Source organism: Rhodoferax sp. (assembly GCF_014859475.1).
GTDB lineage: Bacteria > Pseudomonadota > Gammaproteobacteria > Burkholderiales > Burkholderiaceae_C > Rhodoferax.
Window position 1 is genome coordinate 1 of the sequence record NZ_JACUUE010000284.1, and the last position, 2583, is coordinate 2583.

Below are 2583 nucleotides of genomic sequence, written 5' to 3' on the forward strand. Positions count from 1 at the left end.
TCACCCTCAGAGAAAAATTTCAGGGTTCGCCTAAAATTCTTCAACTGTCGCGCGAGCGCAAACCGCTAAACTTCGACGGCAACAAAATTGCGATCAACCATTACCCTGGTTGACTTGCACAAAATCCAAGCAATAGAGACACCATGACCCCACTTCTCGCCTTGTCCCGGCTGATCGACAAGATCACCACCGGCATCGGCAAACTCACCATGTGGCTGATTTTGGCCACCACCCTGATCAGCGCCGGCAACGCCGTCGTGCGGAAAATTTTCAACGTCAGCTCCAACAGCTTGCTGGAAATCCAGTGGTACCTGTTTGCCGCTGTATTCCTGATGGGGGCCGGTTATGGCCTCCTGAAAAATTCGCATGTCCGGATCGACTTTATTGCCACGCGCCTGAGCGCACGCACGCGCAACTGGATCGATGTGGTCGGCATCCTGGCCGTGTTGTTTCCCTTTTGCATTTTGTCTGTCGCGTTGGCATGGCCGCTGTTCACCAATGCGCTCGTCACGGGAGAAATGTCGCAGAACGCAGGTGGTTTGATCCGCTGGCCCGCCTACGGCCTGATTCCGCTGGGCTTTGCGCTGCTGGCGCTGCAGGGCGTGTCCGAACTCATCAAGCGTTTTGCGTTCCTGTTCGGGCACGGCCCTGATGTCTTAAGCCACGACGAAGGCGGCACGGCAGAAGAAAGAAAACTCAAAGAACTCGAAGCCCTGGCTGCAAGCAAACTGGCAGGGGAACACTGAATGCAGACCACTTTTTTGGCACAGCAGTTTGTGCCCCTCATGTTCGCCGGCTTGTTCGTGTTTTTGCTCAGTGGCTTTCCTGTGGCGTTTGCCCTGGCCGCTACCGGCCTGGGTTTTGGGCTTGTTGGCATGGAGGCAGGTATCTTCCCGGCTTCGCTGTTCCAGGCCTTGCCGCTGCGCGTTTTCGGCATCATGCAAAACGACACCCTGTTGGCGATCCCGTTCTTCACCTTCATGGGGATCATTCTGGAGCGCTCGGGCATGGCCGAAGACCTGCTGGAAACCGTCGGCCAGGTGTTCGGGCCATTGCGCGGCGGCCTGGCCATTGCCGTGATCCTGGTCGGCGCGCTGCTGGCCGCCACCACCGGCGTGGTGGCCGCTGCGGTGATTTCCATGGGCCTGATTTCGCTGCCCATCATGCTGCGCTATGGCTACAGCCGGGTCATTGCCACCGGCGCCATCACCGCCTCGGGCACGCTGGCGCAGGCCATTCCGCCGTCGCTGGTGCTGATCGTGCTGGCCGACCAGTTGGGCCGCTCGGTGGGCGACATGTATGCCGGCGCCTTGGTGCCGGGCTTGATGCTGGTAGGCGTCTATGTGCTGTTCGTGGTGCTGGTGGCCATTTTCAAACCCGCCCTGGTACCGGCCCTACCCGAGGAGGCACGCATTTACCGCGAGGCAAGTGGCAGCTCTGGTCATCGCTCGCTGCTGGTGCTGATCATCATTTGCGCCGTAGTGGGTTACAGCTGGTCGCAAGTGCATGACGGACTGATGACGCAGTGGCTGGAGCGCCCGCTGCCCTCGGCCAAGGATGAAATCGTCATCATGTCGATGACGCTGGCCTCGATCACGGGCTTGCTGCTGGCCATCTTCAACCGCGTGACCAAAATGGCGCTGTTGTCGCGCCTGGCCGAGCAGGTCACCTTCGTGCTGATGCCGCCGCTGATCCTGATTTTTCTGGTGCTCGGCACCATTTTCCTGGGTGTTGCCACCCCCACCGAAGGCGGTGCCATGGGCGCCATGGGGGCACTGATTTTGGCCAAAGGCAAGGGCCGTTTGGGCATGAGCATCCTGACGCAGGCGCTGGAAAATACCGCCAAGCTGGCCACCTTTGTGATGTTCATCCTGATCGGCTCCACCGTGTTCAGTTTTACCTTCAATGCGGCCGACGGCCACATCTGGGTCGAGCACCTGTTCGCCAACATGCCGGGTGGCGGTTGGGGCTTTTTGATTGTGGTGAACCTGCTGGTGTTCTTTTTGGGCATGTTCATCGACTTCTTCGAGATTGCCTTCATCGTGGTGCCGCTGCTGGCCCCCGTGGCCGAAAAAATTCTGCCCGGTCTGGTGCCAGGCATGACGCCCGAGGCTGCCATGATCTGGTTCGGCGTGATGATCGCCATGAACCTGCAAACCTCGTTCCTGACGCCGCCCTTTGGTTTTGCGCTGTTTTATTTGCGCAGTGTGGCCGCCAAGTCCAGCTACAAGGATCGCATTACCGGTGAAACCATCAAGGCCGTCACCACCAACGAGATTTACAAAGGCTCGATCGCCTTCATTGCCATGCTGGTGATCATGCTGGCGACCATCATCGTGTTCCCGAAACTGGTGGTGGGCGACTTGTCGGTCGAAGAAGGCCTGAGCCAGGAAGCCGTCATGGAATTGCTGCAATCCCAGATGGAAATGCCAGAAGAAGAACCGTCATTTGACTTTGAAAAGGCACCCGGATTTGCCCCGCCCGATGACGGCGATGCAGGAGGCACCGGCCAAAGAGGCAGCTGACGGCTGTTCAGACCAAACGGAACCGCGCAATCGAGTGCGTACGTGGGATCTTTGCCAA

General features: G+C 58.7%; 2 protein-coding genes. Both read left to right on the plus strand.

The features are described 5' to 3' along the window. The first annotated feature begins 143 nt into the window (after nt 1-143). The gene (locus tag IBX54_RS14385) at nt 144-746 is read left to right on the plus strand and encodes a TRAP transporter small permease subunit (protein WP_296543341.1); all 603 of its coding nucleotides are present in this window, start codon (nt 144-146) and stop codon (nt 744-746) included. Beyond that, on the plus strand, nt 747-2525 hold the full coding sequence (locus IBX54_RS14390; protein ID WP_296543342.1) for a TRAP transporter large permease subunit: 1779 nt from the start codon (nt 747-749) through the stop codon (nt 2523-2525). The last annotated feature ends 58 nt before the right edge of the window (nt 2526-2583 follow it).